The sequence below is a fragment of the Bacteroides clarus genome, from assembly GCF_015555825.1.
GTDB lineage: Bacteria > Bacteroidota > Bacteroidia > Bacteroidales > Bacteroidaceae > Bacteroides > Bacteroides clarus.
On sequence record NZ_JADNLF010000003.1, the window covers coordinates 319,001 to 344,275 of the forward strand.

A 25,275-nucleotide genomic window follows, 5' to 3' on the forward strand; every position below is an offset into this window, starting at 1 on the left:
GCCGCAAAGATACTATACTTTTCGCTATCCGCCTTTTGATAGCTATCAAAAAACTTTATCTTTGCAGGAGAAAGAAGTTATCTTCCCACGAAAAAAGAGTATCCTCTTATGAAACCATATTATCCCCCGATGAAAAAAGCGGTTCTTGCCATAGACTCCTTCAAAGGCTGCCTTACATCCGCGGAAGCCGAAGCGGCGGCTGCCGAAGGCGTACACGCCGCACTGCCGGAATGTGAAGTTATCCGTATCCCCGTAGCCGACGGCGGCGAAGGCATGCTGGACGTCCTGATTGCCGCCACTCACGGAAAGAGCATCAGCGTGCAGGCTCACGGTCCTTTAATGGAACTTCGCGAAGCCCGCTACGGCATTTCCGGTGACGGGCAGACGGCTTTCATCGAGATGGCAGCCATCAGCGGACTTCCACTCGTCACCCCGGAGAAGCGTAACCCGATGCAGACAACAACTTTCGGAACGGGCGAACTGATACGGGACGCATTGCAACGCGGATGCAGGCATTTCATTATCGGTCTGGGCGGAAGCGCCACGAACGACGCAGGATTGGGCATGCTTCGGGCATTAGGTTTCCGTTTCCCGGATAAAACGGGGAATGTTTCGGGCTATGGCGGACAGATGATGGGTAAGGTCGATAGCATAGACACCTCGTCCGTTCATCCCCTGCTCTCCGGATGTACCTTTACCGCCGCCTGCGATGTACGCAACCCATTCTACGGGACAGACGGAGCGGCATACGTATTCGCCCCGCAGAAAGGAGCCGACGCGGCTATGATAGAGGCATTGGATACAGGTATGCGACATTTGGCCGCGGTCATCTTCCGAACCACCGGTAAGGATATATCTTCCTGTCCCGGAGCAGGAGCAGCCGGCGGAATGGGCGGAAGTCTGTCGGCATTCCTCAATGCCGAACTGAAACCGGGCATACAGCTCTTACTGGAAATGCAGAATTTTGCAGAACAGATAAAAGACGCCGACTTGATTATCACCGGAGAAGGGAAATCGGACAGACAAACCGTCATGGGGAAAGTACCGTACGGCATACTGACGGAAGCAAGAAAACAGCATATTCCCGTCGTGTTGATAGCGGGCGGCATAGAAGATACGGACATTCTTACCCGTGCCGGATTTCACGGGATATTCTCCATCACTCCAAGCCCCGTCGTTTTGGAACAAGCCATGCAACCGGAATTCGCGCGCATGAATATCCGCCGTACCGTAGAGCAAATATGCAGGATTATCCGCTAACCGCCCGTCAGTGCCGGGTATGCTTCTTCGCCAGCTCCAGCAAGGGTTTGGCCGCGATTATCAGTGTTACGGCAGTCAATATCATCAATACACCGAGCATGATGCGCGGCGTGAGTTGTTCACCGAACACCGCTACCCCGAAGAACAGAGCCGTTACAGGCTCCAACGCTCCCAAAATGGCAGCCGGCGTAGAGCCTATGCTATGAATGGAAAGCGTCATCATAATCAATGAAATGATAGTGGGGAACAAAGCCAGTGAAAGGACATTCACCCACAACACCGGAGAAGGGACAGGCTGCAAGGCCGCACAGAAATCCAGACGCACCACGTAAATGATGACACCGAACAGCAAAGCATAGAAAGTCAGCTTCGCCGTAGGCAGGTCTTTCAGGGAAGAGCGGTTGACCCCTACTATATATACGGCATACGTCAGCGAGGACAAAATAACGAGCAGTACGCCGAACATATTCAACGTCTTGCCGTCGCCCCCCTCATACAACAATGAGATGCCCGTAAAAGCCATTGCGATGGAAAACATCGTAATGAACGAGACTTTCTCATGGAAGAACACCGCCATAATGATAGCCACCAGCACCGGATAGACAAACAAAATGGTAGACGCGATGCCCGCATCCATATAATTATAACTCTCGAACAGGAACAACGAAGAGAAAGAGAACAGCAACCCCATCACCGCCAACGGCAGTATATCCGTCTTTTTCAGAGCGAAGGACTGTTTCTTTACTTTCATCAGAACGCCCAGCATCACAATAGCAAGAAAATAACGGTAGAACAAGACGGAATCCGCATTCATCCCCGCCCCGTACAAGGGTAACGCAAACAACGGATTCATTCCGTAGCTGGCTGCGGCAATAGCTCCGTAAGTAAATCCTTTCAAACGCTCATTAGTCATGGCAGTATCTCTTTCTAAAAATCGGGCGCAAAGATACTGCTTTTAAATGAAGAATGAAAAATGAAAAATGAAGAATTTCGCTGCGCAAGTATGCCGCAAGGAAATTCTTCATTTTTCATTCTTCATTTTATAATACAGTACTCCTACCGCATCCGCCAGCAGCCAACCGATGGGAATAGACCACCAGATGCCTGTTACCCCGATGGAAGGAATGGCGGCGAGTATATAGGAAAGCACGACGCGAGTACCTAACGAAATCACCGTAAGCACGACCGACATCCCCGGTTTGCGGATAGCGCGATAATAGCCGTAAAGCAGGAAAAGGATGCCGATGCCATAGTAGAACGCACCCTCTATACGCAGATATTCCACTCCGGTAGCAAGGATTTCCGTCTCGCTCGGATGAACGAAAATCAGCATCAGCGGTTCTGCAAAGACGAATACAACTACGGAGACGATAAGCGAAAAGATAACCGTAGTGAGAAACGCGCTGCGAACACCCCGGCGAATACGTTCGTAACGTTTCGCCCCGAAATTCTGCGCAATGAAAGTGGAGAAAGCATTTCCGAACTCCTGTACGGGCATATATGCGAAGGAGTCTATCTTTACGGCGGCAGCAAAGGCCGCCATAACGGCTGTACCGAAACTGTTGACCAGCCCTTGTATCATCAGGATACCGAAATTCATGACCGATTGCTGTACACAGGTCAGTGTGGAGAAAGAAACTATCTCTTTCAGACTGCAACGGTCGAAGTGCATGTCTTCGCGATGCAGCCGCAGCTCCGGACGTTTCTTGCAGGTATAGAGCAGTATTCCCGCCGCAGCCGCTCCCTGCGCTATGACTGTGGCTATCGCCGCTCCCTCGATGCCCCAACCCAATTGCAGGATAAAGAACAGGTCGAGCACGATATTCAGTACGACAGAGACGGCCAGAAACCAGAGAGGAGTTACCGAATCTCCCACCGCACGCAGCAGCGCCGCATAGAAATTATAGATGAATGTGAAAACAATGCCGCAAAAGATTATCCACAAGTAGCTGCGCATCATGCCGTAGATGTCCTGCGGTACTTGCAGCAGGCGGAGAATAGGGTCTAACCATACAAATGCGGCCACATTCAGCAAAAATGTAACCGCTCCTATCAGCACGAATGAAACAAAAATGCTGCGACGCAAAACAGAGCTGTTTCCCGCGCCGTAGTGCAATGAAAATACCGTACCGCTGCCGATGGACAAACCGAGAAGAACGGAGATAAGGAAAACCATCAGCGTATACGCCGAACCTACCGCCGCCAGGGCGTCCGCACCGATACACTGTCCTACAATAAGGGTATCGGCTATATTATAACATTGTTGCAGCAACGAACCTGCCATCATAGGCAAGGTAAAACGCAACAGCGTACTCGTTATGCCGCCTTGGGTAAGGTCTCCGTTCCGTAACATTCGCTACCGTATTTCGATATTTTCGTATTCCGTTTCGTATTTTGCCGCAAAGATACGAAACATAGCGGTGTAACCTACCCGATAAAGGGATAAAATAAAAAGCAGAGGGTTATCCTCTGCTTTCCATGCTGTGCTTGTCCGGGTTCAATATCTTAACCATTTGACGAACATCTTTCTTATCCGCTTTTCCATACAGCCCGATTTGCTGTCCGGGTAGCGTTTCTTTCTCGTTTTCATTTACCGGCTGTTCCGGGGAGATGGATGCGTTCAAGATATCACACTCCTTTTTCTTCTTTTCCTGATTCATACTTATTGTTAAAGTTTAAGTTATAAGTAATGTAACATGTGAAGAAGAAGGATTGTTCACGCTCTCTCAGGCAATACCCAATAGTTTCACTTCAAATATCAGTGTGGAGAAAGCCGGAATAGGTCCGCTGGTACGTGTGCCGTATCCCACGGTATAAGGAATGTAGACCATCCAGTGGTCACCCACGCGCATCCGTTGCAAAGCTATCTGCCAACCGTCAATTACTTCGTTCAGCCGAAAAGCTTCCGGGCAGTTACGCTTCCAGGAGTTGTCAAACTCTCTGCCGCTGATGAGCGTTCCCTTATAATGTACCGACACAATGCTGTTTAAGCGGGGAGTGGCGCCACTGCCCTGCCCGTTTTCCAGCACACGGTAAAGCACACCGCCGCCCAACTCTTTTACGCCCTCTTCGGTACGCAGGCTTTGCAGAAACTGTTCGTTCTTCAGCTTGTATTCTTCTTTTTTGCTCATATCGATTCAGTATTATAATAACTTATGTACAGCTCTTTTACAATGTGATATCTCTTTGGAGGTCAAATCCGGATGCTTTCTGGTGCCACCCTTCTCTATGGCTTTCACAACTTTGAAGCCGCTCCACTTTAATATTTCCTTGAGGGCTTTCACTACCCCGCGTGTCTGGTTATAAAGAATATTAAAAGGATAAGGAGTTGTGCAGGTACTTACAATAATTACTTTCTTTCCTTTATGAAGCGCAAGAGGCATACCCAATGAATTCTCTCCCATCATGCCGTACACCATACGATCGAACAACACTTTTAATTCTCCGGGCATATTTCCCCAATAACACGGAGCGCCTATTATCAGCGCATCAGCATCCCTGATACTTTGCAATACCCGCTGCGCGTCATCTTCCGGCAAGCAGCACCGTAACGAACTGCGGCATTTCATACAGCCGATACAAGGACGCACTTTCAGCTCCGGCACTCTGACATAGACCGCTTCGGCATTACAACATTCTATTTCCTGTTTCATCGTTTCCAGCATCTTCGAGATGTTGCCATTTTTGCGAGGACTGCTGTTGAGTATTAATATCTTCATAAATATAATCCGGCCTTTTCGGCAAAGGTCAGCATTTTCTATATAACAGGAAAGAAAACGGCCAATAAAATAACGGAGCATCGCGTAATGCAATGCTCCGTTTCCTATTCATTCTTCAAGATTATATCTGATTAGTCTAGTTTGTGAATTACCAGTCCCGAACGTAGCTTCGGTTCAAACCAAGTAGTCTTGGGCGGCATGATATTACCGGTATCGGCGATATCCATCAATTGTTTCATGGATACGGGATAAAGAGCCAAAGCTACTTTCATTTCGCCGCTATCCACCCGTTTCTTCAATTCGCCCAGACCACGGATACCGCCTACGAAGTCAATACGCTTGTCGGAACGGAGGTCTTTGATACCGAGGATTTCATCCAGTATCAGATTGGATGAAATGGTAACATCCAGCACACCGATAGGATCGTTATCGTTGTAAGTACCCGGCTTGGCAGTAAGACTATACCACTTGCCTTCCAGATAAAGGGAGAAATTATGCAAGCCTGTCGGTTTGTAAATTTCCGTTCCTTTCTCTTCCACCGTGAAATTCTTACCTACGGCAGCCAGGAATTGTTCGGGCGTCATACCGTTCAAATCTTTCACCACACGATTATAGTCGATGATAGTCAACTGATTGGCGGGGAAACAAACCGCCATGAAGTAGTTGTACTCCTCGTCTCCGCGATGATTGGGATTTTGCTTGGCTTTCTCCGCGCCAACCAGAGCAGCGGCCGCGCTACGGTGATGTCCGTCTGCGATATAGAGCGCGGGCATCTTGGCGAACTCTTTGGTTATGACATCGATATCTTCCTGTTTGTCGATAATCCAGAATGTATGACCGAAGCCGTCACCCGGAGCAATAAAATCATAAACAGGTTTCTGAGCCGTGTAACGGGCAATGACAGCATCCAGCGTGGCATTATCGGGATAGGCGAAGAATACAGGTTCGATGTTGGCATTATTCACACGCACATGTTTCATGCGATCTTCTTCCTTATCGCGACGGGTAAGCTCATGCTTCTTAATGACGCCATTCATATAATCGGGCACGTATGCGCCCACCACCAAACCATATTGCGTCTTGCCGTTCATGGTCTGGGCATATACGTAGTAATTTTCCTTATCGTCCTGTACCAGCCAGCCTTTGTCCTGAAACATTCGGAAGTTGTCGGCGGCTTTCCGGTAAACACGTTCATCATGCTCATCCGTGCCCTCAGGAAAATCTATCTCGGGCTTAATGATATGATACAAGGATTTTTCGTTTCCTGCCGCTTCTTCACGGGCTTCGGCGGAGTTCAGTACATCGTAAGGACGGGATGCAACTTGCTCTACCAAGTCTTGGGGCGGGCGAACGCCTTTAAAAGGTTTAATTGTAGCCATGGCTATCAGATTATTAATCTATTTACTTATTTACACGAAACTTCTCGCAACCGTCTTTCAGGAATCCTACAATCTGCTTGGCAGCGGCAATACCGGCATTGATATTGGCTTCGGCAGTCTGCGCACCCATCTTTTTCGGTGTGGAGAAATAACGGCCGGCAAACTTGGCGGCAAATGTCTCGTTGGCTGCGGGCATGATGTCAGTCATGTACTTCAGGTCGGCGCGTTCTTCCATAAGCTGAATCAGTTCGGCTTCGTTGATAACTTCCTTGCGGGCGGTATTCACCAACAAACCGCCTTTCGGCATCTTGTTCACCAAAGCATAGTTGATGGAATTCTTGGTTTCCGCCGTTGCGGGAATGTGCAGGGAAACGACATCACAAGTAGAGTAAAGTTCCTCGGCAGAGGCCACAGCCTTTACACCGTCTTTCTCAATAACTTCTTTCGGGCAGAAAGCGTCGAATGCGTAAATCTCCATACCGACACCTTTGGCGATACGGGCTACATTACGACCGACATTACCGTAAGCATGGATACCCAGCTTCTTACCCATCAGTTCCGTACCGGAAGTACCGTTGTACATATTGCGGACAGCCATTACCATAAGTCCGAAAGCCAGTTCGGCTACGGCGTTGGAGTTCTGTCCCGGAGTGTTCATGACACATACGTTGTGGGCGGTGGCGGCAGCCAAGTCTACATTGTCATAGCCCGCACCGGCGCGTACCACGATTTTCAGTTCTTTGGCGGCATCCAAAACCTCGGCATCAATGATGTCGCTGCGGATAATAATAGCGTTGGCGTCTTTCACAGCATCCAGCAGTTTTGCTTTATCGCCATATTTTTCCAGCAAAGCAAGTTCATAACCTGCCGCTTCAATCTCTTTGCGAATACCGTCTACCGCAACTTTTGCAAACGGTTTGTCTGTTGCAACTAATACTTTCATGATTTAATGGTATTAAAAAAAGATTCACCACAAAGTCGCACAGAGTTTCACAGAGTTCTCCTTTTATCCAATCTCTGCGGGACTCTGCGCCCTCTGTGGTGAACGAATATTGTTAATGAAGTTTCTCAAATTCCTGCATGCAGTCTATCAAAGCCTGTACGCTTTCTTTCGGCATGGCGTTGTAGCAAGATGCACGGAAGCCACCTACGGAACGGTGTCCCTTGATACCTACCATACCCTTTTCAGTAGCGAATTTCAGGAAGTCGGCTTCGAGTTCTTTGTATTCGGGAGCCATTACGAAGCAGATATTCATGCGAGAACGGTCTTCCTTGGCGGCGGTACCCACGAACATCTTGTTGCGGTCTATCTCGGCGTACAGCATATCAGCCTTCTCGATGGCACGACGTTCCATTTCTTTCACACCGCCCTGAGCCTTTATCCAGCGCAAAGTCTGCAATGCCGCATAAATAGGAACAACCGGAGGAGTATTGAACATTGAACCGCCGTCGATGTGAGTCTGATAGTTCAGCATGGTCGGGATGTAACGGGACACCTTACCTACCGCATCATTCTTCACGATAACGAATGTCACGCCCGAAGGAGCCAGATTCTTCTGTGCGCCACCGTAAATACAGATATATTTAGACACGTCGATAGGACGGGAGAAAATATCGGATGACATATCGGCAACCATAGGAACGTTTACATCCAGGTCTTCTTTCAATTCCGTACCATAGATAGTATTGTTGGTAGTGATATGGAAATAATCCGCATCGGCCGGTACCGTGTAATCTTTCGGAATATAAGTATAAGTGGCTTCAGCAGAAGAGGCAACTTCTACAACCTCGCCAAAACCTTTGGCCTCTTTCATAGCTTTCTTGGCCCACACACCCGTATTGAGGTAAGCGGCTTTCTTTTCGAGGAAGTTGAAAGGTACCATGCAGAATTCCAGACTTGCACCACCACCCAGGAACAGTACCGAATAGCCTTCGGGAATGTTAAGTAGTTCTTTGAACAGTGCTACGGCTTCGTCCACTACGGGCTGGAAGTCTTTAGCACGGTGGCTAATCTCCATAAGAGAGAGACCGGATCCATTGAAATCTAAAATAGCCTTCGCTGTATCCTCTATCACCTCACGCGGAAGAATGGAAGGTCCTGCATTGAAATTATGCTTTTTCATTTGAAGTTTGTTTTGGTTATACAATTTCGTTCATTTTGTGTCTTACGACATGGCGAAATTACGGAATTATTTCTGTATTGCAAATCTTTCCTTATAAAAATCCTTCTTTAAAGCACATTTACCTTACTTTTTATTGGTATATACAAGAAATATACACCAATCTGTTATGTATACTTACCAAAAAAGCTATTAAAAGGTAAACTGAAAGATAGAAACGGAAATAACTTTCTACTAAGAATTAAAACCGAAAAGAAAGTGCATAATTATTAGAAACAAACTATTCTCCTATGCTTAATAACATCACCGGACATGCTTCATAACATGAAGTTACCGGGCTTCTTCTATCAGCGTTTTCATGCCTTTTATCTTTTCTCCGCGCAACAGCGTGAGCAGTTGCTTCACCTTGCCGCGACGAACCGCCACAAAAGCGTAGTGCTCCTTTACGTCTACCTGTCCCACATCCTCGCGCACCAGCCCGCCTTTCTTATATAGAAAGCCCACGATATCCACCTTGTTCAGTTTGTCTTTCTTGCCTTTACCTATATATAAGGTAGTCCAGCGGGGTTTGGCTGGTTTCGGCGTCTGCTCCTGCAACCCGAATACGGGGATGTCTTCCGGGATATAATCGGGAAGGCGTTCTTCCGCATGGAGAAGAATGAAAGACGAGCCGCGCGCTTCCCAACGTGCCGTACGTCCGTTACGATGCGTAAAGGCTTCTTCGTTGACGGGTATGTGGTAGTGCACGACATTGTCGATACCCGGAATGTCCAATCCGCGTGCAGCAAGGTCGGTAGATACCAGAACGGGGCAACTGCCGTTACGGAACTTGTAAAGCGCCCGTTCCCGGTCGTCCTGTTCCATACCGCCATGAAAAGCGTCGCAAGGGAATTTCTTCGATTTCAGGTAGGAAACCACACGCTCCACGCTTTCGCGGTAGTTTACGAACACCAGTGTAGAATGGTCGCCAAGCGTACAAAGCAGGCGGTACAGCGTTTCCAGCTTATCTTTCTCGGGTGAGATTACTTTCTGTAAATTCAGACGTTCGGAAACGACTTCTTCCGGAAGGAAGTTCAACTTAATGACCCGTGACGATGATGCAGCGTTACCGGATGCTTCACCCCCTACTCCCGCAAATTGCGGAATTTCCTCGGCATCCGTAGCCGAAAGCAGCACGCGCTTCTTTAAGGCGGGCAACTGCCCGATAACCTCTGCCATTTCGTCATGGAAACCGAATTCAAGGCATTTATCGAACTCGTCTATTACCAGCGCAGTGACGAAACGGGTATCAAAGTTTCGCTTTCGCAAGTGGTCGTTCATACGACCGGGCGTACCGATGATAACGGCAGGATTAACGCCTCTCATCGTGCGGTGCTCTTCCATTACCGGACGTCCGCCGTAGCAACTCATTGCCTTAAAGGGCGTACTCATTGACTTAAAAACTGTTTCTATCTGCAAGGCAAGTTCGCGCGAAGGGACAAGCACCACCGCCTGAACGCCTTGTATTTCCGCTTTGAGCGACTGTACCAGCGGCAGCAAGAATGCCAGTGTCTTACCCGAACCCGTGGGCGACAGCAGGACGAGGTCTTTGTCCGATTGATAGGCATCCTGCGCAGCCTCTTGCATCGGAGTGAGCTGTTCTATCCGTAAGTTACGAAGTATATCAGATTGTTCCATAAAATTCTTTTATTTAGTGGAGCAAAGATACGAAAAGATTAGCGGAAAACGCACCATCTGTTTAAGGTAAACGCATTATCTGTTTGGGTGTAACAGATAATGCGTTTACCTTAAACAGACAGTATGTTTTTGTCAAGATGATAATATCTTTTTCTACGATGATAATTCCGTTTGATATGCTTGATAATATCGTTTGATGCGCTTGATAATTCCATTTGATATACATCAAATATCAAAAGGAATGGTTTCCGCTAAAGTTCCTCTACCACCCAGCGTTCAATATTACGCGTAACATTGCTGAAGTTCACTCCTATCTTAAACACTTTACGACTATCCGCAGCAAAAGGCAACGCATACCGTTTATCATTGATTTGCAGCAAAGCCTCTTCCGCCGTGCCATTCAGTTTGAATTCCATTACATAAATATACTTGTCGGTTTGCAGCACCAAATCTATCCTGCCCTGCGAAGTGTGATATTCCGCTTTCACATAAAAACCTACCAGCTTAAAGACGATGAAAAGCACATTCTGATAATGCAGCTCCAAATCCTTCACCAGCTCGTAAGGCGTATCTGCAAAGAAACTTTGCAGGCGGCGGAAGAAAGCGTCGGGCTCACCCGCACGTATCTCCTGCACAAATCTTTGTATCTCAAACGGCGCTTCAATCTTATTGAAGCGTGTATAATAAGGAATAAGGAACTTGATAAATCCCTCTTCCACCTCACGGTTCGGAAAACCGAGACGGTAAATGCCAAACTCTTCATCATACCCTTTTATCGTGAGATAACCACTCTGGAAGATTACAGGCAACGGCTCTTCATCCCCATAAATACTGTTCAGTACATCGGCATAGGTTTCGGCGTGTGCCATGTGTTCCAAGTCATAGTGATAGCGTTTCAGCAGTTCTATCAAGTAAGTAGGTGTACCCGTCTCGAACCAGTAACTGCCGAACTTTTTATATTTAAAAGTATTCAGCAGGCTGAAAGGATTATAGACCCCTTCAGTGTTCTCTACAAAATGATAACCATCATATCTCCGCTTCAACTCGGCGCAGGCTTCCTCGTAGGTCATTTTCTGCGCATCCGCCAATTCGTGCAGTTCTTCTTCAAGATTATCGTGGATTTCCTGCTCGGTCACTCCGCAAAGTCCGACATACATTTCCTGCATGGAAATATCGTCCAGATTATTCAAGTCACTGAATACGCTGACCTTGCCAAACTTGGTGACCCCGGTAAGGAAAGCCAATTTGATACAACCGTCCATGGTTTTCAGTACGCCGTAGAAAGGTTTCAGCGTATTTCGGTATTCCTTTTGCAGTTCCTCGTTGCCGATGGCCTGGAGCATCGGTTTGTCGTATTCGTCCACAAGAATGACTGCACGCTGACCTGTCTGTTGGCAAGCACGCTTAATGATTCCGGCAAAACGCAAAGAAAAAGTCACTTCGGATGGACGAGTACCATATTGTGATTCCCATTGTTCCAAATGGTCGTTCAATATTTTGTCCAAGCTATCAGGAGTATCATATTTACCAATATTTAAATCCAAATGAAATATCGGATACTGTATCCAGTCTTTCTCCAGTTTCTCGATGGCCAATCCTTTGAACAATTCCTTTTTCCCCTGAAAGTAGGCCTCTAAGGTGGAAATCAGAAGACTTTTACCGAAGCGACGCGGACGGCTGAGGAAATAGTAGCTGCCTGTCTTAGCCAACTGATAAACCCAGGCGGTTTTATCGATGTAGAAATATCCGTCTTTGCGGATTTTCTCGAAGTTCTGTATTCCGATAGGATATATTTTATTGCTCATACCGTCCACTGTTTTTAGATTACGATAAAGCAAAGATAGTCATTTCTTCCGAAGTGCCCCGCTACTTGGTTATAAAAAAACTCCGGCAAGAGCCGCAGCCCTGCCGGAGTTTCTTCACTATTTTACCTGTATGTGTCTTAACAACGTATCGTCTTATCCGCCGAAGTTATCGAACATCAAGTTCTGAGCCGGAACGCCGAGGTCGTCGAGCATCTTCTCAACGGCTTTGGACATCGGGCCGGGACCGCACATGTAGTATTCGATATCTTCGGGAGCTTCGTGGTCTTTCAAGTAAGTCTCGTAGATTACGTTGTGAACGAAGCCCGGAGTATACTTCACGCCCGCCGCATCGGCTGCCGGATCCGGACGGTCCAGCGCAAGGTGGAACTTGAAGTTGGGGAAATCCTTTTCTATTTGCAGGAAGTCTTCCAGGTAAAACACCTCGTTCAGCGCACGTGCACCGTAGAAATAGTTCATCACGCGGTCCGTGGTATGCAATGTCTTCGTGAGGTGCATAATCTGCGCACGCAACGGAGCCATACCGGCACCACCGCCAATCCACATCATTTCCTTCTTGGAATCGAAAATCGGGTGGAAGTCTCCGTAAGGACCGCTCATGATTACCTTGTCACCCGGTTTCAAGGTGAAGATATAAGATGAAGCGATACCCGGCATTACATCCATAAAGCCCGGACCCTGGTCTTTCGGCTTGAACGGCGGAGTAGCGATACGTACCGTCAGCATGATGCGGTCGCCCTCTGCGGGGTAGTTCGCCATGGAGTAGGCACGGATGGTCTCTTCGTCGTTACGGCACTTCAAGCCCAGCAGACCGAATTTCTCCCATGCAGGCAGATACTCTTCACCGATAAGAGACTTGTCGATGTCCTTGTCATAATCCATAGAGAATTTAGGAATCTTAATCTGCGCATAAGAACCGGGGATGAAGTCCATGTGTTCGCCCTTAGGCAACGCAACGATAAACTCCTTGATGAACGTAGCCACGTTCTTGTTGGAGATAACCTCGCACTCCCACTCTTTTACGCCGAGTACGGACTCGTCGATTTTAATTCCCATGTCGCCTTTCACCTTTACCTGACAACCCAGACGCCAATGGTCCTGGACTTGCTTACGGCTGAAGTGAGGTATTTCGGAAGGCAGAATCTCACCGCCGCCTTCTACAACCTGGCATTTGCACTGCCCGCATGAGCCCTTACCACCGCAAGCAGAGGAAAGGAACACGCCGTTTACAGACAGCGTGTTCAGCAACGTCGAACCGGAAGCCACTTCCAGCTCCTTGTCGCCGTTGATAGTCAGTTTTACATTACCTGACGGCAGCAAGAATTGCTTGGCTACCAACAGAATAACCACAAGCAACAGAATAACCACAAGGAATACTCCAATGCTCGCTAATATTAAATTCATATCCATTGTCTTATTCCTTTCTTTTAGATGTTCAAACCAGAGAAACACATGAATGCCATTGCCATCAAACCTACTGTGATGAAAGTGATGCCCAAGCCTTTCAGCGGAGCAGGCACGTCAGAGTAGGCCATTTTCTCGCGGATGGCGGCCAGACCGACAATAGCCAGCAACCAGCCGATACCCGAACCCAATGCGTAAGAGATGGAATCCCAAACGTCACCGATGTATTTCGGATCGCTCTCACCCACGTTGATACGTTGCTGCATGAAGAGCGACGCACCCATAATGGCGCAGTTTACGGCAATCAGCGGCAGGAAGATACCCAGTGAAGCATACAGCGAGGGGCTGAAACGCTCCACGACCATTTCCACCAACTGAACGATACCGGCGATAACGGCAATGAAAAGAATAAAACTCAGGAAGCTGAGGTCAACGCCTTCAACGATTGCATTGGCAGCCAGCACCTTAGTTTGCAACAAATAGTTGACCGGAAGCGTCACCACCAACACGAAGGTTACGGCGATACCCAGTCCTACGGCAGTCTTTACATTCTTTGATACGGCCAGATAAGAGCACATACCGAGGAAGAACGCAAATATCATATTGTCCACAAAAATGGAGCGGACGAATAAACTTAATAAATGTTCCATAATTCCTTTAATTAAGAACTAAGAATTAAGAATCAAGAATCTACATAACAGCGCCACAGCACCGCCCCGTTCTTCACTCTTCATTCATCATTCTTCATTTATATTACTTTTCCTGCAATTCTTTATGACGTGCACGTTGATACCAGATGATGCAGGCGCAGAGAATCAGCGCCATAGGCGGCATCAGCATCAAGCCGTTGTTCACATAACCTATCTTCTGCAAAGGCTCGTAGTTAAGGATGTTGAACCCGAGCAACGTACCCGAACCCAGCAACTCGCGGAAGAAAGCCACGATAACCAGAATCTTGGCATATCCCAAACCGTTGCCCACACCGTCGAGGAAGGACTCCCACGGACCGTTCTGCATGGCAAACGCTTCCAAACGTCCCATGAGGATACAGTTTGTGATAATCAGACCTACGTATACGGAAAGCTGTACGCTTACATCGTAGGCAAAAGCCTTTAGAATCTCACTTACAATAGTTACCAACGCCGCAACTACTACCAACTGAACAATGATACGGATGCGGTTGGGAATAGTCTTGCGCAGCAATGAAATCACGACGTTGGAGAATGCCGTAATCACCGTTACGGAAAGTCCCATCACGATAGCCGGTTCCAGCTTGGCGGTAACGGCCAAGGCAGAGCAGATACCCAGCACCTGTACAGTAACGGGGTTGTTCAGTCCGAGCGGAGTGGAGAATACTTCTTTATTCTTTTTTGAAAACAATGCTCCCATATTCTTATTTCTCCTCATTATTATTAGTTAAAAAGTTCTTGTAGCTGTTCAGACAGGTTTTCAGCATGGCATCCACACCTACGGAGGTGATAGTACCGCCTGAGATACCGTCCACCTGATAGTCAGGTTTCTCTACTTTTCCGTTCTTCACAACGCCGAGGGCGATTTCGCCGTTCTCCAGTGTCTTCTTGCCGTTGAACTCTGCCTGGAACTGAGCGGTCGCGATTTCAGCACCCAGACCCGGAGTTTCGCTGGCATGAGAGAAGTAAACGCCGTAAACGGTGTCCTTGTCGCTGTTCAGGGCGACATAGCCCCAGATAGCGCCCCAAAGACCTGCGCCGTAAACAGGGAATACATATTTGGTCTCTCCGTCCACTTCGGCAACGAATACGTGCAGACGGTGGTTTTCCTTGGCTTCCTTTTCGTAAGCGGTGGCAAATGCGTCGGTGTTCTCGGTCAGCGTACCGTCCTCGTTCATCAGCATATCGCCTTTGATGTACTTATTATATTCTGCGTCGGCATCCTTCACATCCTTGATGTTGAGGGCGGCAAGAATCTGCTTCTTCGTGTCCAGCTCTACGTTCTTGTTCTGGGTGGCACGCAGAGAAGAGCTTACGAATGCCAGCAGGAATGCAACGATAACAACCATTACCGAAGCATAAATGATAGTATAACTATTACTATTGGTATTCATTTCTTTTTCCGGTATTTTAATTGTTAGACTTAGCGGTTGCACGTTTCTCGCGACGGCTGATATTGCCCTGTACCACACAGTAGTCAATCAGCGGAGCGAAGATATTCATCAGCAGGATGGCAAGCATCATGCCTTCGGGATAACCGGGGTTCAGCACACGGATAATGATAGCCATCGCACCGATGAGGAATCCGAAGATATACTTACCTGTTTCCGTACGGGCTGAAGTTACGGGGTCGGTAGCCATAAACACGGCGCCGAAGCAGAAACCGCCCAATACGAGGTGTTCGTACCACGGCATCTGAGCCATTGCGGTGTCCGGACCGATAGTGTTGAACACCCATCCCATGAATGCACCGCCCACAAATACGGAGAACATGGTTTTCCAGCTTGCGATGCCTGTCCACAACAGCAGGATAGCGCCGAGGGCGATGGCAATAACGCTGGTTTCGCCGATAGAGCCCGGAATGAGGCCGGTCACCATGTCCCACGAGAACTCCGGATAAGCCCCCGCAGTAGCGGCAGCTCCCAGCGGAGTGGCAACGGTGAGTCCGTCTACCGTCTGTCCCAAACCGAAGATACTGTCGCCCGATACCCAAACGGCATCACCGGACATCTTCGTAGGATAGGCGAAGAACAGGAAGGCGCGTGTAATCAGGGCGACGTTGAACACGTTCATACCCGTACCGCCGAATACTTCCTTGGCGAAGATTACAGAGAACGCGGTGGCTACCGCCAGAATCCACAGCGGACAGTCTACCGGCACAATCATCGGAATCAAGATACCCGAAACCAGGAAACCTTCCTGAATTTCTTCCTTCTTCCACTGAGCCACAACGAACTCAATGCCCAGACCCACTACATAAGACACAATGATTTTAGGCAATACTGCCAGGAAACCGTAAGCGAACATTTCAATAAAGCTGCCGGTAGCGCCGGTAGCGTGGAAATGCTGGTAACCTACGTTATACATACCGAACAACAGCGCCGGTATCAACGCAATAACCACCATCGACATGATGCGTTTGCTGTCAATGGAGTCGTGAATATGCGTTCCCGATTTCGCAGTGGCGTTGGGCACGAACAAGAATGTCTCGAAGCCATCGAACACCGAACGAAATGCGTGGAATTTGCCGCCCTCTTCAAAGTTCGGCTTTATCTTGTCGAGATAATTTCTTAACGCTTTCATTTATTAAATTGATAATTGAGAATTGAAAATTGAGAAATAGGCTGCACCGTATACACTTGGCAGGTTATATCGCAATGTTTCAACTATCATTTTTTATTCTTAATTTTTAATTCTTAATTCAATTACGCCATTTCGGCACGAAGCATGTCAAGTCCGGCACGAACGATACGTTGAACCTCTACTTTGGAAGAGCATACGAATTCGCAGAGCGCGAAGTCTTCGGGAGCTACTTCGTAGATGCCCAGAGCTTCCATGCGGTCGATGTCTCCTGCAATGATGGCCTTCAACAGATATTCGGGGAAGATGTCCATGGGGAACACGCGGTCGTATTCACCCGACATAATCATATGGCGTTCGCCACCCTTGATACGGGCGTCGATTACATATTCTTTCTTGCCCATCAACCAGCTGAAATAAGAGCGGTTGACACTGAACTGATTGAAACGCGGCATAATCCAACCCAGCATTTCGTGGATTTCATCTCCTTCGGGAATTACGGTCAACTGGCTGTCGAAAGCGCCGAGGAAGCCGTTGGGAGAAACCTTCTTGCCCGTCAGCACATTACCGCTGATGTAGCGCAGGTCTTTATCGGTGGTTACGTTGCCCTTGAAGACGTTGGTCAGCAATGCTCCCACCTGCAGCTTGCAGTAAGCGGGTTTCAGCACTTCACTGCCTGTTACGGCTACGGTGCGGGTGAGGTCTACGCGACCGGTGTTCATCAAACGGCCGATAAAGAGTACGGCTTCCGCTCCGATAGTCCATACCGTCTCACCTTTCACTACGGGCGAAATGTGGTTGATTTGCACACCTACGTTACCTGCCGGATTGGGTCCGTCGAATGCGGTAACGGTAACGTTCTTTGCCTGCACGAGCGCGGCGGCTTTTTGTTTTACACTGATGTTCAAATACGTCTTTGCCATTCGGGACAAAGCGTCAAGTCCTGTCTGGAAGTTTGCTTCTTCGCCTTTCAAAACGAATTCGAAGTCGGGAGCCAGCGGATTGCTGTCGAAAGCTGAAATGAAGATAGCTTTCGGAGCTACCGTCGGGTCGGCGATTACATCGTACGGACGTTGGCGGATGAAAGCGAACATACCGGCTTGCAGTAATGCGTCCTTTACTTCCTGCGCGCTCATCTTGGACGGATCCATCTTGCCGAATTCCTCGTAGTCCTGCTCGGCGGCAGCCTCTACCACGATGTTCAGCACCTTACGACGTGCACCGCGTTCCACGCTCGTCACTACGCCGCTTACGGGCGAAACAAATTTCAATTCAGGATGATTCTTGTCAATAAACAAGGGTCCCCCGGCCATTACATACTCCTGCTCTTTCACCACCACTTTCGGAGTGATACCTGTAAAATCATCGGGAACCAACGAGTAGAATCCCGGCTCTTTCACAGACATGAACTCTTCGGCAGCTTTACCTTTCAGGTTAATGTCAAGGCCTTTGCGTAACTTAATTACATTTGCCATGCGTTTATATAAAATAATGGTTTCATTAATTTGCCCGCAAAAGTAGCAAAAAAGAATGTGAATAAAGAGCAAAAAAGAAAGGAATTACGGAGAAATTTCCGTAATTCCTTTCGTTAACGAACACGAGAATAGTGATGAGCGGTTAGTGATGAGTGATTAGTGGGCTGCGCTATAACTCCGCAGGGTACCCATCCCCCATTACTACCCCCTAATCACTCATCACTAATCGCTAATCACTAATCGCTAATCACTAACCCCTATTTCTTTCTCTTCGGCGAACATAGGGTCCCATGCAGGCAGGCGGACGGGTTTCTGTTTGAAGAGCTCCATTATCTTGGCGGAGACGTATTTGGTTTCTACGACCAGACGGAACATATATTCGTCGAACCAGTCGTCCGTCATGATGAGATGGCCTTTGTAGCCGCTGTCAGCGCCCCAACTGTTTTCAACCATCCACTTGACGGGTTTTCCGTTTTTGTCCAAGTCTACCGCCATGAGCGTCATGGCGTGGGAAGAGCCGCTGGAGAAGGTTTGGATGCGTTGTTTCTTATTCATTCCGAAGATAGTGCCCATGAGCGACTCGTAGTCATAGTTTTTCACATCGAGCAAGCCGCGTTCCGAATTCAGGAACTTACCGACATCGCAGGAGAAATACATCATGGTACTGTCTTTCAGCGAGGCGACAGCCATTTGCTTGATGTCCTCTACGGGCAGGTTGACGTAAGTCCAGTTCCTGCCGTCGTAGCGGTGGCGGTCGTAGTCTATTTCATAACATTTGTAATACTCCCGGCTGGGGTCGTTCATCAGCATTACGTAGTTGGTGAGCAATTGTTTGTCACCGTATTTCTCAAGGAAAGACATCGGGGTGTGATGTTCCGTTTCTACCGGGTTGCCTTTGGCATCGGTACGCACGTAGTCGAATTCCGTAGGCGGAACACCCAAGTTCAGCACCAGCATACGGTAGACGGTACCGAGCATGGCGGTTTTCTCTTTCTCCAGGGCGGCAGGCGTAGCGCCTTTGGCGGCAAGGTTACGGAGTTGAAGGGCGTACTCCTTCAGTTTTAAAGAGATGAGAGCGGCCATACGGGCGGTATTCTCGCTACTGTTCGTTTCCGGCATGGCGCTCTTGGGCACAAGGCCATACTTGGAAACGATGTCCGCCACTCCGGTGAATGTACCGCCGTCGCTCAACGGATGTTTCAGAAGCCATTCCACGGTCGGGTCTTCCAGCGGACTTTTGGCGGTGTCGATGATGCCTTGCAGAAACAGATTGGACTTCTCCAACTGGTCCCAGAAGAAAGGATATATCTCCGAGAACTCAAACGACTGAAAGCCATAGCGTGCAAGAGTTTTGGCACGCATTACGTTCAGCCCTGTAAAGAGCCAGCAACGGCCGGAAGACTTTTGATCGGTGATGCCTTTGGAGTCCACCTTGATGGAGAAATGGGTGTCCATGTCCTGCATATTCTCCTGGTTGAGCGCCAGTTTGCGGATGTCGTTATTGCCAATGGCATTGCGCAGCGCCTTGTCGGAAGGCGTGCCTCGATAACTCTGTTGAATCCGGCCGAGCATGGCGGGGCTTATCCCGCCCTTGCCGTCCTGCGCCTGCACCGACAGCAGCGCGGCGCTGAAAACAATTACGGATAAAATACGTTTGTTCATTTCAAATATATGTTTGTTTATTTCAAAATAGTTGTCATGCAGGTTATCCGATAATGAAGACAGGCCGAAAAAACTGCCTCACCATGGAATGGAAAGCAAATGTAATGTCTTTTTTGATAATTTTAGTGCCCTCTTTAGATTTATTATCTATTCCGCTCAAAACCAATTCAAATAAAATAGTTTTCTTTGCAGCCACATTCGTACGATATGAAAAGATACATACTGGGTATATTTACTCTGATATTGATACTGACGACTGTTTCAGCACAAGAGCAGACCGTTACAGCTACCAACGACACTACTCCCGCACTGACCAAAAAGGAATTGCGCAAACAAAGGGTGGCTCGCAGAAATTTCCATTATAACATATTAGGCGGTCCCAGCTATACGCCCGATTTCGGCGCGCTGGTAGGCGGAAGCGCGCTGATGACTTTCCGCATGAACCCCAGCGATACCACACAGTTGCGTTCGGTGCTGCCCATGTCCATAGCCTATATGTTTAAAGGCGGCGTCAATCTGATGGTAAAGCCGCAGCTTTTCTTTAAAGGCGACCGTTTCCGTATCTTCGGAAAGTTCGTCTACAAGAATACGGAAGACAACTTCTACGGCATCGGTTACAGTACCAACAAGAATTATGTCCGCAGCGACAGTACCAGCAAATACCGTTACAGCGGCATACAAATCAACCCGTGGTTCCTGTTCCGTCTGGGAGAAAGCAACGTCTTCGCCGGTCCGCAGGTAGACATCAACTACGACAAGATAACCGACCCCGCCAAACATCTCATCGAAGAGCCCGACTACATGGCAGCCGGCGGTACAGCCAACGGTTACAAGAACTTCAACTCCGGCCTCGGCTTCCTCTTGACCTACGACAGCCGCGATATCCCCGCCAATGCCTACAAGGGCGTGTATCTGGACTTCCGGGGCATGATGTACAGCAAGGCGTTCGGCAGCGACAACAATTTCTACCGTCTGGAACTGGACTACCGCCAATACAAGTCCGTAGGCCACCGCAAGGTATTCGCCTGGACCGCGCAAAGCAAGAACGTATTCGGAAACGTCCCCCTCACCCAGTATTCGCTGACCGGTACCCCTTTCGACCTGCGCGGCTACTACATGGGACAATATCGTGACAAATCCTCGCACGTCGTCATGGCCGAATACCGCCAGATGATAAACACCGACCGCGGCAACTGGATGAAACGCCTGCTGCACCACATCGGCTTCGTAGCCTGGACGGGATGCGGCTTCATGGGTCCTACCATGGGCAAGATAGAAGGCGTACTGCCCAACTACGGCGTAGGTCTGCGCATCGAAGTTCAGCCCCGTATGAACGTTCGTCTGGACTTAGGCAAGAATACGGTAAACAAACAAACGCTGTTCTACTTCAACATGACAGAAGCGTTTTAAACACTAAATGCCAATCATCCGCCCTAAATCGCTAACCACTAATAAATTCTCCTTTTTCCTTGCACCGCCAAAAGATTATCCATAATTTTGGGCGTTAATCCCCAAGCTCCCGAAATAGAAATATAAGAATCTGATACAGATGAAGACTTGCGAAATTATCTTTTGGATAAGTTTATTCATTGTATTCTATACGTATATAGGTTATGGAATGCTCCTTTACGTTCTGGTCAGACTAAAGGAATGTTTTCGCAAAACAGTCATCCCGCCCCTGCCGGCAGACAGCCGGCTTCCCGAACTGACCCTGTTCATCGCCGCCTACAACGAAGAAGATGTCATAGACGATAAGATGCGCAACTGCCTTGCGCTGGACTATCCGGCAGACAAGCTGCACATCCTTTGGGTTACGGACGGCAGCAACGACCGTACCAACGAGCGTCTTTCGCGCTGGCCTCAGGCCACCGTGCTTCATCAGCCCCAAAGACAGGGCAAGACCGCCGCTCTGAACCGTGGCATTCACTTCGTCACCACGCCGATTGTCGTATTCACCGACGCCAATACGCACCTCAACCGTGAAGCGCTGCGTAAAATTGTACACGCATTCGCCAATCCCGAAACGGGCTGCGTAGCCGGAGAAAAGCGCATCGCCGTACAGGCCGAAGACAATGCCGCATCCGGCGGCGAAGGTCTTTACTGGAAATACGAATCCGCCCTCAAGAAGCTCGACTCCCGCCTCTACTCGGCCGTAGGAGCAGCCGGAGAGCTGTTTGCCATCCGTCGCGAGCTGTTCGAGGAAATGCCTGCGGACACATTACTGGACGATTTCATCCTCTCTCTGCGCATCGTGATGCGTGGATATACCATTGCCTATTGCGCCGACGCCTATGCCGTGGAAAGCGGTTCGGCGGACATGCGCGAAGAAGAAAAACGCAAAGTGCGCATCGCTGCCGGCGGCCTGCAGTCCGTCCGGCGTCTGCGTGCGTTGCTCAACCCGTTCCGCTACGGCGTATTCAGCTTTCAATACATATCCCACCGCGTACTGAGGTGGTCGCTTACGCCCGTCCTGTTATTCCTGCTGCTCCCTCTCAACGCGATTCTTATTTTTACGACAGACCGTCCTCTGCTCTATGCCGTCATCTGGCTGTTGCAAACGCTGTTCTACCTCATGGCGAGCCTGGGTTATTACCTGTCAACGAAACACATCAAAAACAAGATACTCTTTGTTCCTTATTATTTCCTTTTCATGAACATCAACGTTATCCGTGGTTTCAACTATCTGCGCAAACGACGGGGGCAAACCAGCGGTGCATGGGAAAAAGCACGAAGGGCATAAAACAAGAGAAATATGAAAAACATCCTGAAAAACGCAGAGAAGGCCGAAGAGCTGCTGAAACTGACCTCGGACACCATGATTTTATTGGACAGGAACGGCATATGCGTGGATATCGCAGTGTACAACGTAGACATGTGGTTCCTGAAAGAAGACCGGTTGCTGGGCAAGAACATACTCCGGTTGCTTCCCCCAGTCACCTACCGGCAGGTATACCCCGAGTTCAAGAAAGTACTTACGCGCAGGGAAGTCTCCAGCCGGAACTACGAGCTGGCCATCGGCGACACCACCTACTTCTTCAAGTGCATCATGCGCCCCTACGAAGATATGGTGCTCTGCCAATACCGTGACATCACCGAGCGAAGCCAGCGCAAACTGAAACTGGAAAAGACGAATCGCGAACTCAACGAAATACAGAAAGCCGCCCTCATCGGCAGATGGCAATACGACTCCGGCAAGAAATCTTTCTGCTACACCGGACACTCCGGCGTGATGTGTACCGAAGAGGAGCAGGAAATCCTGCTCGAAGACTACAAGACGCACATACTGCCCGAAGACAGGGAAGTATTCGGCAAATGGCTGATACAGAACCTGCAAGGAGATATGGAAGCCAGCATAGACTATCGCATCCATTTCCGGAAGCGGGTGTTCTATATCCGCCTGAAAACCTTCTCGCACGAGAAACAACCCGACGGAAACATCCTTCTGGAAGGGTACATACAAAACATCACCGACATCCAGCAGCGGCGCAACGACATCAACCTGCTGACACACGCCATCAACAACTCCACCGAAGACATCTTCGCCGCCCACGAGGACGGTACGCTCGTCTTTGCCAACCGCCGCTTCCGGGAGCATCACAACATCGGCGTGGCAGACGACATCAGCGAACTGAACATCTACCGGATAGACATGAATACGCCGGGCGGAAACTTCTGGCAGGGACTGCTCCACTCCCTCAAAAAGGGAGAAAAACGCAGCGGTTTCGTCCTCTACAATCCCCTGCCCGACCATCCCGAAGTACTGGCCATGGAAGGAAGCGCCTATTGGGTGACAAGCGACAAAGGCGAAGCCATTCTCTGGGGTTTCGGCCGGGACATCACCCAGCGCATCAAGAATGAGCAGCAAATCAAGCGGTTCAGTCAGATTCTGGACAAGACCATCGAGAATCTTCCCGCCGGCATCGTGGTAAAAGACATCCGAAGCGGCTTTAAATACCTGTACCGCAACCGTGAATCATACAACCGCAACATTCCCCTGAAAGAAGCGCTGGGCAAGGACGACTTCGACTTCTACCCCTTCGACGTCGCACAGGAAAAGAGAACGCAGGACATCGAAATAGCCCGAACCGGAGTAGAGAAACACTGGATTACCGAGGAGCACGACCAAAACGGCAAGTCCATCTTTCTGGACAAACGGAAGATGCGCATCGAAAGCGACGACTTCCCCCCTATCCTGCTGAGCATCGAATGGGACATCACCGAAATGGAACGGATGAAGCGGGAACTGCTCGTGGCCAAAGAGAAAGCGGAGACTTCCGACCAATTGAAGTCGGCATTCCTTGCCAACATGAGCCACGAGATACGCACCCCGCTCAATGCCATCGTAGGCTTCTCCAGAATCATCGCCGAGAGTACCGATGCCGAAGAACGCAAAAACTACTACGACATCGTGGAAGCCAACAACGAAAGGCTCCTGCAACTGATAAACGAAATTCTGGACCTCTCCAAGATTGAGGCGGGCATGGTAGAGTTCACCATTGCTCCGATGCGTCTGCATCTGCTCTGCAACGAGATATACAACGCGCTGAAATTCCGTTGTCCGATGGGAGTAGAATTGGTCTACGAGGCTTCGGACGAGGATATTGTCATCGAGGGAGACAAGAACCGTATTTTCCAGGTGGTGTCCAACCTTATCGGCAATGCCTTCAAATTTACCACAAACGGCAGCGTCAGTTACGGATACCGCCGCAAAGGAAGCGAAATAGAGTTCCACGTCAGCGACACGGGTATCGGCATCGAGGCCGACAAACTGTCAAAGGTCTTTGAACGCTTTGTGAAGGTGAATAATTTTGCGCAAGGTACGGGACTGGGATTGTCTATCTGCAAAACCATTATCGAACGGTTGGGCGGCACCATATCCGTCAGCTCGGAAATGGGAAAAGGGACGACTTTCCTCTTTACCCTGCCTCTGTCGGAGAGTAAAAAAGAAGCGGCAGCCAAACAAAAAGAAACGACAGACGGACAAAAAGAAACGGCAGACGAACAAAACAAGACGTCCGGAACAAGCTTGAACGCATCCGGCAATACAGAAAAGAGCGATACGGTTTCCGGCTCCCGTAAAGAGCCGCAAGAGCTTCAAGAACCTCAAGAGCCCGAAGCCTCTAAAGCCCCCACCATACTGATAGCCGAAGATACGGACAGCAACTACGTCCTCGTCAAAGCCATTTTAGGAAAGCTATGCCGCCTGGAACGTGCCAAAGACGGTATGGAAGCCGTAACCATGTTCGAGGAACTGCATCCTGAATTGATTCTGATGGATATGAAAATGCCCAATCTCGGCGGATTGGACGCAACGAAAATCATTCGTGAGCTTTCGCCAAAGACACCCATCATCGCCCTCACCGCCTATGCCTACGAGCACGACAAACAGGCCGCGATTGACGCGGGATGCAATGACTTCCTGACAAAGCCCTATACGCAAGAAGTTCTGAAAGAAATGATAAAGAAATATTTAAAGTAGGAAAGCAT

21 protein-coding genes are annotated in these 25,275 nt (G+C 49.0%); 4 read left to right on the forward strand and 17 right to left on the reverse strand.

Going from position 1 to position 25,275, the window contains the following annotated elements; genetic code table 11:
• Window positions 1–129: 129 nt before the first annotated feature.
• Window positions 130–1,260 carry a glycerate kinase family protein gene (locus tag I2F54_RS05455; RefSeq protein ID WP_195500701.1) on the forward strand — a complete coding sequence of 377 codons (1,131 nt, stop codon included), beginning with the start codon at window positions 130–132 and terminating at the stop codon, window positions 1,258–1,260.
• Between the two features lie 7 nt (window positions 1,261–1,267).
• Here the strand turns inward: I2F54_RS05455 and I2F54_RS05460 are convergent, their stop codons facing one another.
• The 17 genes from I2F54_RS05460 to I2F54_RS05540 form a co-directional block, all read right to left on the reverse strand.
• The gene (locus I2F54_RS05460) at window positions 1,268–2,173 is read right to left on the reverse strand and encodes a DMT family transporter (RefSeq protein WP_009121190.1); all 906 of its coding nucleotides are present in this window, start codon (window positions 2,171–2,173) and stop codon (window positions 1,268–1,270) included.
• Between the two features lie 108 nt (window positions 2,174–2,281).
• The gene (locus I2F54_RS05465) at window positions 2,282–3,613 is read right to left on the reverse strand and encodes an MATE family efflux transporter (RefSeq protein ID WP_195500681.1); all 1,332 of its coding nucleotides are present in this window, start codon (window positions 3,611–3,613) and stop codon (window positions 2,282–2,284) included.
• A gap of 109 nt (window positions 3,614–3,722) precedes the next feature.
• Complete coding sequence (locus tag I2F54_RS05470; RefSeq protein WP_087425920.1) at window positions 3,723–3,920, reverse strand: hypothetical protein; 198 nt, start codon at window positions 3,918–3,920, stop codon at window positions 3,723–3,725.
• A gap of 66 nt (window positions 3,921–3,986) precedes the next feature.
• The gene (locus I2F54_RS05475) at window positions 3,987–4,391 is read right to left on the reverse strand and encodes an FKBP-type peptidyl-prolyl cis-trans isomerase (RefSeq protein WP_087411840.1); all 405 of its coding nucleotides are present in this window, start codon (window positions 4,389–4,391) and stop codon (window positions 3,987–3,989) included.
• A 12-nt stretch (window positions 4,392–4,403) separates the two neighbouring features.
• Entirely contained in the window at window positions 4,404–4,979 is a 576-nt protein-coding gene (locus I2F54_RS05480) for a flavodoxin family protein (protein ID WP_087412033.1), read from the reverse strand.
• A 131-nt stretch (window positions 4,980–5,110) separates the two neighbouring features.
• A complete protein-coding gene (locus tag I2F54_RS05485; RefSeq protein WP_087411839.1) occupies window positions 5,111–6,358 on the reverse strand; it encodes a DUF1015 domain-containing protein in 1,248 nt (415 codons plus the stop codon).
• A 22-nt stretch (window positions 6,359–6,380) separates the two neighbouring features.
• Window positions 6,381–7,301, reverse strand: coding sequence for an NAD(P)-dependent oxidoreductase (locus I2F54_RS05490; RefSeq protein WP_009121197.1), 921 nt, complete (start codon window positions 7,299–7,301; stop codon window positions 6,381–6,383).
• A gap of 112 nt (window positions 7,302–7,413) precedes the next feature.
• On the reverse strand, window positions 7,414–8,481 hold the full coding sequence (gene serC / locus I2F54_RS05495) for a 3-phosphoserine/phosphohydroxythreonine transaminase (RefSeq protein WP_009121198.1): 1,068 nt from the start codon (window positions 8,479–8,481) through the stop codon (window positions 7,414–7,416).
• A 327-nt stretch (window positions 8,482–8,808) separates the two neighbouring features.
• Entirely contained in the window at window positions 8,809–10,155 is a 1,347-nt protein-coding gene (locus tag I2F54_RS05500) for a DEAD/DEAH box helicase (RefSeq protein WP_195500682.1), read from the reverse strand.
• A gap of 251 nt (window positions 10,156–10,406) precedes the next feature.
• Window positions 10,407–11,960: an ATP-binding protein gene (locus I2F54_RS05505; RefSeq protein ID WP_195500683.1), complete on the reverse strand. Its 1,554-nt coding sequence runs from the start codon at window positions 11,958–11,960 to the stop codon at window positions 10,407–10,409.
• Between the two features lie 153 nt (window positions 11,961–12,113).
• The gene (nqrF, locus tag I2F54_RS05510; RefSeq protein ID WP_039950388.1) at window positions 12,114–13,388 is read right to left on the reverse strand and encodes an NADH:ubiquinone reductase (Na(+)-transporting) subunit F; all 1,275 of its coding nucleotides are present in this window, start codon (window positions 13,386–13,388) and stop codon (window positions 12,114–12,116) included.
• A gap of 17 nt (window positions 13,389–13,405) precedes the next feature.
• Window positions 13,406–14,032, reverse strand: coding sequence for an NADH:ubiquinone reductase (Na(+)-transporting) subunit E (gene nqrE, locus I2F54_RS05515; protein WP_009121207.1), 627 nt, complete (start codon window positions 14,030–14,032; stop codon window positions 13,406–13,408).
• Between the two features lie 103 nt (window positions 14,033–14,135).
• Window positions 14,136–14,771: an NADH:ubiquinone reductase (Na(+)-transporting) subunit D gene (locus I2F54_RS05520; RefSeq protein WP_004294324.1), complete on the reverse strand. Its 636-nt coding sequence runs from the start codon at window positions 14,769–14,771 to the stop codon at window positions 14,136–14,138.
• Between the two features lie 4 nt (window positions 14,772–14,775).
• Window positions 14,776–15,465 carry a Na(+)-translocating NADH-quinone reductase subunit C gene (locus I2F54_RS05525; RefSeq protein ID WP_087411835.1) on the reverse strand — a complete coding sequence of 230 codons (690 nt, stop codon included), beginning with the start codon at window positions 15,463–15,465 and terminating at the stop codon, window positions 14,776–14,778.
• Between the two features lie 16 nt (window positions 15,466–15,481).
• Window positions 15,482–16,654 (reverse strand): NADH:ubiquinone reductase (Na(+)-transporting) subunit B, encoded by a 1,173-nt coding sequence (locus tag I2F54_RS05530; RefSeq protein WP_004290754.1) that lies wholly within the window; start codon window positions 16,652–16,654, stop codon window positions 15,482–15,484.
• Between the two features lie 122 nt (window positions 16,655–16,776).
• Window positions 16,777–18,126: a Na(+)-translocating NADH-quinone reductase subunit A gene (locus I2F54_RS05535; protein WP_009121209.1), complete on the reverse strand. Its 1,350-nt coding sequence runs from the start codon at window positions 18,124–18,126 to the stop codon at window positions 16,777–16,779.
• Window positions 18,127–18,369: 243 nt separating this feature from the next.
• Window positions 18,370–19,788 (reverse strand): C1 family peptidase, encoded by a 1,419-nt coding sequence (locus I2F54_RS05540; protein ID WP_195500684.1) that lies wholly within the window; start codon window positions 19,786–19,788, stop codon window positions 18,370–18,372.
• Between the two features lie 207 nt (window positions 19,789–19,995).
• On the opposite strand from I2F54_RS05540, the gene I2F54_RS05545 reads away from it, so the two are divergent.
• The 3 genes from I2F54_RS05545 to I2F54_RS05555 all read left to right on the forward strand — a co-directional run bounded on the left by I2F54_RS05545 (window position 19,996) and on the right by I2F54_RS05555 (window position 25,267).
• Window positions 19,996–21,198: a BamA/TamA family outer membrane protein gene (locus tag I2F54_RS05545; protein ID WP_039950396.1), complete on the forward strand. Its 1,203-nt coding sequence runs from the start codon at window positions 19,996–19,998 to the stop codon at window positions 21,196–21,198.
• A gap of 139 nt (window positions 21,199–21,337) precedes the next feature.
• Window positions 21,338–22,528, forward strand: a complete 1,191-nt coding sequence (locus I2F54_RS05550; protein ID WP_195500685.1) for a glycosyltransferase family 2 protein — start codon at window positions 21,338–21,340, stop codon at window positions 22,526–22,528.
• 12 nt (window positions 22,529–22,540) lie between these two features.
• Window positions 22,541–25,267 (forward strand): hybrid sensor histidine kinase/response regulator, encoded by a 2,727-nt coding sequence (locus I2F54_RS05555; RefSeq protein WP_195500686.1) that lies wholly within the window; start codon window positions 22,541–22,543, stop codon window positions 25,265–25,267.
• Window positions 25,268–25,275: the final 8 nt, after the last annotated feature.

Excerpts from the sequence above, each read along its gene's own strand:
- I2F54_RS05455 (WP_195500701.1), top strand. The coding sequence starts at position 130 with ATGAAAAAAGCGGTTCTTGCCATAGACTCCTTCAAAGGCTGCCTTACA.
- I2F54_RS05460 (WP_009121190.1), bottom strand. The coding sequence starts at position 2,173 with ATGACTAATGAGCGTTTGAAAGGATTTACTTACGGAGCTATTGCCGCA.
- I2F54_RS05465 (WP_195500681.1), bottom strand. The coding sequence starts at position 3,613 with ATGTTACGGAACGGAGACCTTACCCAAGGCGGCATAACGAGTACGCTG.
- I2F54_RS05470 (WP_087425920.1), bottom strand. The coding sequence starts at position 3,920 with ATGAATCAGGAAAAGAAGAAAAAGGAGTGTGATATCTTGAACGCATCC.
- I2F54_RS05475 (WP_087411840.1), bottom strand. The coding sequence starts at position 4,391 with ATGAGCAAAAAAGAAGAATACAAGCTGAAGAACGAACAGTTTCTGCAA.
- I2F54_RS05480 (WP_087412033.1), bottom strand. The coding sequence starts at position 4,979 with ATGAAGATATTAATACTCAACAGCAGTCCTCGCAAAAATGGCAACATC.
- I2F54_RS05485 (WP_087411839.1), bottom strand. The coding sequence starts at position 6,358 with ATGGCTACAATTAAACCTTTTAAAGGCGTTCGCCCGCCCCAAGACTTG.
- I2F54_RS05490 (WP_009121197.1), bottom strand. The coding sequence starts at position 7,301 with ATGAAAGTATTAGTTGCAACAGACAAACCGTTTGCAAAAGTTGCGGTA.
- serC (WP_009121198.1), bottom strand. The coding sequence starts at position 8,481 with ATGAAAAAGCATAATTTCAATGCAGGACCTTCCATTCTTCCGCGTGAG.
- I2F54_RS05500 (WP_195500682.1), bottom strand. The coding sequence starts at position 10,155 with ATGGAACAATCTGATATACTTCGTAACTTACGGATAGAACAGCTCACT.
- I2F54_RS05505 (WP_195500683.1), bottom strand. The coding sequence starts at position 11,960 with ATGAGCAATAAAATATATCCTATCGGAATACAGAACTTCGAGAAAATC.
- nqrF (WP_039950388.1), bottom strand. The coding sequence starts at position 13,388 with ATGGATATGAATTTAATATTAGCGAGCATTGGAGTATTCCTTGTGGTT.
- nqrE (WP_009121207.1), bottom strand. The coding sequence starts at position 14,032 with ATGGAACATTTATTAAGTTTATTCGTCCGCTCCATTTTTGTGGACAAT.
- I2F54_RS05520 (WP_004294324.1), bottom strand. The coding sequence starts at position 14,771 with ATGGGAGCATTGTTTTCAAAAAAGAATAAAGAAGTATTCTCCACTCCG.
- I2F54_RS05525 (WP_087411835.1), bottom strand. The coding sequence starts at position 15,465 with ATGAATACCAATAGTAATAGTTATACTATCATTTATGCTTCGGTAATG.
- I2F54_RS05530 (WP_004290754.1), bottom strand. The coding sequence starts at position 16,654 with ATGAAAGCGTTAAGAAATTATCTCGACAAGATAAAGCCGAACTTTGAA.
- I2F54_RS05535 (WP_009121209.1), bottom strand. The coding sequence starts at position 18,126 with ATGGCAAATGTAATTAAGTTACGCAAAGGCCTTGACATTAACCTGAAA.
- I2F54_RS05540 (WP_195500684.1), bottom strand. The coding sequence starts at position 19,788 with ATGAACAAACGTATTTTATCCGTAATTGTTTTCAGCGCCGCGCTGCTG.
- I2F54_RS05545 (WP_039950396.1), top strand. The coding sequence starts at position 19,996 with ATGAAAAGATACATACTGGGTATATTTACTCTGATATTGATACTGACG.
- I2F54_RS05550 (WP_195500685.1), top strand. The coding sequence starts at position 21,338 with ATGAAGACTTGCGAAATTATCTTTTGGATAAGTTTATTCATTGTATTC.
- I2F54_RS05555 (WP_195500686.1), top strand. The coding sequence starts at position 22,541 with ATGAAAAACATCCTGAAAAACGCAGAGAAGGCCGAAGAGCTGCTGAAA.